Raw genomic sequence first — 6,288 nt, forward strand, 5'->3', positions numbered from 1 at the left:
AAGCTCTGTCCTAGGCAAAAGACAATAAAATTTTAAACAGTTAATTCCTACGAAACAGATTTTTATTCCCTAACAGTTTCTTATATCCTTAAAAAGCATTTTTAAATAAAGGAAAAGCAAAAATGTCAAGCCTTACACCTAATAGCCAGGTTTCGCAGAATGATTCTGCGGCTATTCCATTAGCCGCTTCCCCTCACCAGCCTTCAAATCTTAAGAAAAATTTTTATTCCTTTACAGTAAAAACGATAATATTTGGGGCGACTGCAGCTACTGTTTTACTAGCCATTAAATGCATTAAGCAGGAGCAGATCACCTTGACCGACGCTAGAATTTTAAATAACTTCGAATCAAAATTTATAGCCATTTCCTCTGAAAAAATTATAGCAACAGCAGTAGGGGCATGTGCTTTATTGGCATTAGAAGTTTATAAAAAAAACAAGATGGTCGAGCAGTTAGCTGTTAGAAACCTAGAATTGCAAGAAGAAGTTAACATTTTGACTACGACTCTGCAAGAAAAGGCAACTGAAATTCAGCAATTAAATCAATCTCTAGCCATTCCTTCGGTAAGTAGCGAAGTGGAGCCTACACTTATTCCCCCTTCCTTAATAGAAAGTACGCCTTGGATAAGAACGGATAGCAGTTATGAAGTATTGGCTACCCCTCCAAAAAAACCTCCACTTGTTCCTCCTACCCCTGCCACCCATGCAGCTCGAATTCTAAGAGTATTATATAATGATGAGCTGAATGTGGAGAATAACGAACAAACTTTACCGGAAGAAGTGGAGGATGAAATTTCATCGACCCCTTTTTCTTCTCCTCACTCCACTCCCCCTACTCCTTCTAAAGATGCTGCTCGGCATCTAAGAAAAATATTTAGCGAAGAGCCTAATTTTTAGGATCTATAGCAAATTTTTTTTAACCTTTCTAGATAAACTTCTTGTCTAAGTTGTTACCCCTCTTTTGTGTATCTTACCAAGAGGGGTTTTTATTGATATTTTTCTCCCTTGAAAGAGCATTTTCTAAAATTTAGCAATTAAAAACATTAACTGCTAAAAATTGCTTGATCGCAAATACCTGATAAATTATCATAAGTTCACAAAGGAAGGAGCACATCTTGAAAGCGTTAAAACTTATTACCGTAAAAAAATCGGCTAAACATAACCGTGAGCGGCAAGTTTTAATGGGGCTGATTGAATTATACCTTAAAACGGGTAAACCTATCGGCTCTCATACCCTTAAAGAATTTCGCTTTGAAGAGTTAAGCTCGGCTACCATTCGTAACTATTTTTCGAATTTAGAAAAAGAAGGTTATCTTTCTCAACAGCATTCTTCTGGTGGACGTATTCCTACAACTCAAGCATTCCGTCTATACGCCCAGGAACATTCTACCACACAGCAGACTTCAGAAGCTTACCAACATGAACTTCAAAAACTTCGAGATAAAGAAACTCACGAACTAGCTTCTTACCTACAAGAAGCTGCTGAAACATTAAGCCACCTAGCAGAATGTGCCGTCTTTTTATCTGCCCCTCGTTTTGACCAAGATTATATCAATCAAATAAAAATTGTGGAGATCGATCATACACGTTGCTTATGTATCATTCTTACTAGCATTGGCCTGATACAAACGGAAATCATGCCTCTTGATAAGCGAATGAGCACCTTCTCCTTAAAACGAATGGAAAGATACTTTCAATGGCGACTCAACCGTATCCATCAATCCCCTAGCTCGATAGACATCAACACACCAGATAATCTTACTGAAGAAGAAAAAAACTTAGCCCAATTATTTTATAATGAAATTATGGTGCGCTACATCGTTAGTTATTCCAACTTTACTGATGAAGATATCTATCGTACCGGTTTCTCAAAATTGCTAGCTTACCCCGAGATGCAAGACGTCTCAAAGCTTACCCACTGTCTCTCTTTGTTTGAAAACGTTCCTTCTATGCGCTTATTGCTAAAAGAATGCAGCAAAAAAGAGACCTTAAAGTTTTGGATAGGTGAGGATCTTGATTTTCTTTCTGTGGGTCCGCAAGAATGTTCTGTAGTTACAGTTCCTTATTATGCCAATAAACAGTGTGTGGGAGCTATAGGGCTGCTAGGCCCTATACGCTTGCCCTATCGGCATCTATTTGGCTTATTGCATAACTTTTCAGAAAACATTAGCGAAGCTATTACTCGAAGTATTTACAAATTTAAAATTACATTTCGTCAACCACAGCGAGGGACGATCAGTACCCAACCGGATAAGCCATGCTTTTTGGGTGAATCTTCCCTCATGCTTATTGAACACAATGGTACGTAAAAGAGGAGCAAAACATGACTATTGAAGATATACCTGATAAAGATGAATCTACTCAATCTTTAGAAAAGCAAGCAGCTTTAGAAAAGGAATCAAAGCCTAAAAGAGAGCCAAGAACAGTACATATTAGTGATCTTGAACTTGAGCATCTCAAAAGAGAGATAAACGAATATAAAGACAAATATTTGCGCTCGATTGCTGAAGCAGAAAATTTAAGAAAACGTTTAAATAAAGAACGACAAGAAATGATGCAGATGGCTATTCAGAGCGTGATAGTAGATTTTCTTACTCCTCTTGACCATATGGAAAAGGCTTTGTCTTTTACAGATCAAATGTCTGAAGAGGTAAATAACTGGGCCACTGGATTTAAAATGATACTTAATCAATTTAAAGAAGCCCTTACAAATAATGATGTGCATGCTTTTAAATCGGTAGGCATGCCCTTTGATCCTCATCACCATGAAGCAGTAGAAATGATAGAAACTACAGAATTTCCTGAAGGCACTGTCGTCGAGGAAAATACTAAAGGTTATAAAATGGGTAGCAAAATTATTCGACCTGCTCGAGTAAAAGTTGCCAAAAAATCAAGTTCTGAACCGCATGTAGAGGAAAATTTATCTTCCTCTACAAATGAATGAGTGAAAGTAAACGTTGAATTTAGTACAGAAAACGCTTAAGTGAGTGTTGCCTTTTCTGAAAGCAAAGCTATAACACTTACATAAGGCTTTAAGCCAAATAAACCATCACATAGCAAATTACAAATAAGGAGTTTTAAAGATGACTCAAAAAAAATCAAAAATTATAGGCATTGACTTAGGAACTACAAATTCCTGCGTAGCAGTGATGGAAGGCGGAGCTCCTAAAGTCATTGCTAATGCTGAAGGTACAAGAACCACTCCCTCTATTGTAGCTTATAAAGGCAATGAGCGCCTTGTAGGTATTCCTGCAAAGCGTCAGGCTATTACTAATCCGGAAAACACTATTTCATCTTCAAAACGCTTCATTGGCCGTAAATACGATGAAGTGGTATCGGAGATTAAAACAGTACCCTATAAAGTTACTAAAAATGCCAATGGAGATGCAGTCTTTGAGGTATTAGGTAATAAGATCGTTAGTCCCGAAGAAGTGGGTGCACAAATCTTAATTAAGATGAAAGAGACAGCAGAAGCATATTTGGGAGAAAAAGTGACCGAGGCTGTGATTACAGTTCCTGCCTACTTTAACGATTCTCAACGCCAATCCACGAAAGATGCAGGTCGTATTGCTGGTTTAGATGTTAAACGTATCATCCCTGAACCTACCGCCGCGGCATTAGCTTATGGTTTAGATAAAGAAAAGAGTGATAAGAAAATCGCGGTATTTGACTTAGGAGGAGGCACTTTCGATATTTCTATCTTAGAAATAGGAGATGGTGTGTTCGAAGTGTTAGCCACGAATGGTGACACTCACTTGGGTGGAGACGATTTTGACAACGAAATTCTTAAATGGATTCTTGATAGCTTTAAACAAGAAAATGGCATCGATCTGCATAATGATAAGATGGCTTTGCAGCGCTTACGTGATGCAGCCGAGAAGGCGAAGATTGAACTCTCTGGTACACAATCTACAGAGATTAATCAACCCTTCATCACCATGGATGCTACCGGGCCTAAACACTTGTCTTTAACTCTAACTCGCTCAAAGCTAGAAAGCTTAGCTCATAACCTAATCGAGCGTACTAAAGAACCTTGCCTAAAAGCCTTGAAAGATGCTGGCTTAAAAAAAGAGGACATTAACGAAATTATTCTCGTAGGTGGAATGACTCGTATGCCTGCTGTGCAAGAGGTTGTAAAAGACATTTTTGGAAAAGAAGGAAATAAAGGGGTTAATCCCGATGAAGTGGTAGCTGTAGGTGCAGCGATCCAGGGTGGAGTTTTAACAGGCGAGGTAAAAGATGTACTTTTACTCGATGTTACACCTCTAACGCTTGGTATCGAAACAATGGGCGGCGTAATGACTCCTCTTGTAGAGCGTAACACTACCATTCCTACTCAAAAGAAACAGGTTTTCTCTACCGCTGCTGACAATCAACCTGCCGTAACGATCCGTGTCCTGCAAGGTGAACGTAAGATGGCCAATGATAACCGAGAAATAGGACGGTTTGACTTGAGCGATATTCCACCAGCTCCTCGAGGTATCCCACAGATCGAAGTAGCTTTTGATATCGATGCGGATGGTATTTTGCATGTTTCTGCAAAAGACATATCGAGTGGCAAAGAACAAAAAATTCGTATTGAAGCTCAATCAGGGCTACGTGAAGAGGATATCCAACGTATGCTTAAAGATGCTGAACTTCATGCCGAAGAAGATAAAAAGCGTAAGGAAGAAGTCGAAATTCGCAATGAAGCAGATTCCCTCTCATTCCGTGCGGCAAAATCAATCGAAGAGTATAAAGAAAAGCTACCTAAAGATCTTGTTGATACGATCCAAAGCAAAATCGAGGCTATTAAAAAAGCTTTAGAAGGCATGGATATCGAACGCATAAAAACAGCTAAACAAGAACTGGAGACCCAAATGCAACATATTGGGGAAGCCATAGCAAAGGCAGGGGCTGCAGGTCCGCACGCAGGAGGCCCTGATGCTTCCTATGGGCAGTCTACAGGTGGCCCAGGAGCTGGCTTTGGTGCTGAGCAGCAAGAGTCTCAGAAGCAAGGCAATGGAGAAGAGACGATAGAGGAAGCAGACGTAGAAATTATTGATGACAATAAAAAATAAGATGTCAGCATTTCAGAAGACAGCGAAAAAAACGCTGTCTTCTTTTTCTTTATTGCGGCCTACTTTTCCTTCCCTTAGCAATTATTTATGATGACGAGTACTGGCCTCACATCTCCAATCTTTTACTCTTAATTTTATTTCAACAGAATAAAACGGGTTTGCTAGAACTTAAACTAGTGAAATTGTAGATAACGCTTACCAACCTTACAAGCCCTGCATTCAGCCTACTCGCACAGACAAACAAAAGTTAATGAGTTAGTTTACATTTTAGGATACGATTTAAAGCGGCCTTAGATGGCTTTCTTATCCAATGACTCGCGTTAACAAGTAGCGAATTATCAAATTAGAGCACAAGTAATAAAATCTCTTCTACCTTTCCTAAACCTGCATGAAATTTAGAAAAAAGCTCTTCATTTTCGATGTATGTGTAAGTTTTTGATTGCTGTCTTGCAAGTCGCTGTTTTCTTGGAGAATTTTACAAAAAGCAGGATTTTTATCTAAGCACTCCTTAATGCATATTTTCATACTTTCGAAGTCATTCGCTCGTTGCATCTCTTACTTCCAGCCTCCATTAATTCATTAGCCGGACGATCGGCCAAATGATAAGACATACTTAGTATTTATTGGATTTTTAAGAGGAAAGCAACTTTTTATTAATAGTGCCATTTGGTAGATAGCAGAAGTCTTTATATTAATCTTATATGCTTAAAAAAATTTTAAACCTACTAAACCTTAATTAATAAACAGAAATTTATATAGAAAGAATGCATATATAAAATAAAAAAATATTATTACTTCATGTTACCTACTCTTTTCTAATGCGAGTTTTCGTAAGCGGTTACGGGGGTAGGCCTGCTTAATTTTTTGACGATAAGGAGCCAATATAAAACAGAAAGTGCATTAAATACAAAAAAAACTATTCGCAAGTATATTTGATTTTGCAGATGCCCGCAAAATCCCATCTAAATCTGGTGACCGCTCATGATCATTCTTGAGTGGGCAAAGGATCGATGGCTGCCATCCCAGCCTCTTGGTTTTCTATCTGTTTATGGAAAAGCAAAATTCTGTCTCCCGAATAAGCAACTTCATATTCATAGCCTTCGGCTAGCATTTGCTCTGAAGTTAAAATTTGAAAGGAATCCACATTCCATACTTCCATCATCGCCGGCAAATCTTGTGCAAGCTTTGTTAGTACCTTTTGCTGCTTGATTTGATAATTGCTTACGGGC

5 protein-coding genes are annotated in these 6,288 nt (G+C 38.5%); 4 read left to right on the plus strand and 1 reads right to left on the minus strand.

Translation table 11 applies throughout. The features are described from left to right. The first annotated feature begins 122 nt into the window (after positions 1-122). From DB42_RS09315 to dnaK, 4 genes are all read left to right on the plus strand, one after another. Positions 123-896, plus strand: a complete 774-nt coding sequence (locus DB42_RS09315; protein ID WP_044882725.1) for a hypothetical protein — start codon at positions 123-125, stop codon at positions 894-896. Positions 897-1,114: 218 nt separating this feature from the next. Further along, positions 1,115-2,308 (plus strand): heat-inducible transcriptional repressor HrcA, encoded by a 1,194-nt coding sequence (hrcA, locus tag DB42_RS09320; RefSeq protein WP_079979886.1) that lies wholly within the window; start codon positions 1,115-1,117, stop codon positions 2,306-2,308. A 14-nt stretch (positions 2,309-2,322) separates the two neighbouring features. Then, positions 2,323-2,943, plus strand: coding sequence for a nucleotide exchange factor GrpE (locus DB42_RS09325; protein ID WP_044882726.1), 621 nt, complete (start codon positions 2,323-2,325; stop codon positions 2,941-2,943). Between the two features lie 139 nt (positions 2,944-3,082). Then, positions 3,083-5,059, plus strand: coding sequence for a molecular chaperone DnaK (gene dnaK, locus DB42_RS09330; protein WP_044882727.1), 1,977 nt, complete (start codon positions 3,083-3,085; stop codon positions 5,057-5,059). Between the two features lie 985 nt (positions 5,060-6,044). Here dnaK and DB42_RS11440 read toward each other — a convergent pair. Next, positions 6,045-6,288: hypothetical protein (locus DB42_RS11440; RefSeq protein WP_044882728.1), on the minus strand; the 244-nt coding region annotated here is incomplete at its 5' end.

Source organism: Neochlamydia sp. EPS4 (assembly GCF_000813665.1).
In the GTDB taxonomy this organism is placed as follows: Bacteria; Chlamydiota; Chlamydiia; order Chlamydiales; family Parachlamydiaceae; genus Neochlamydia.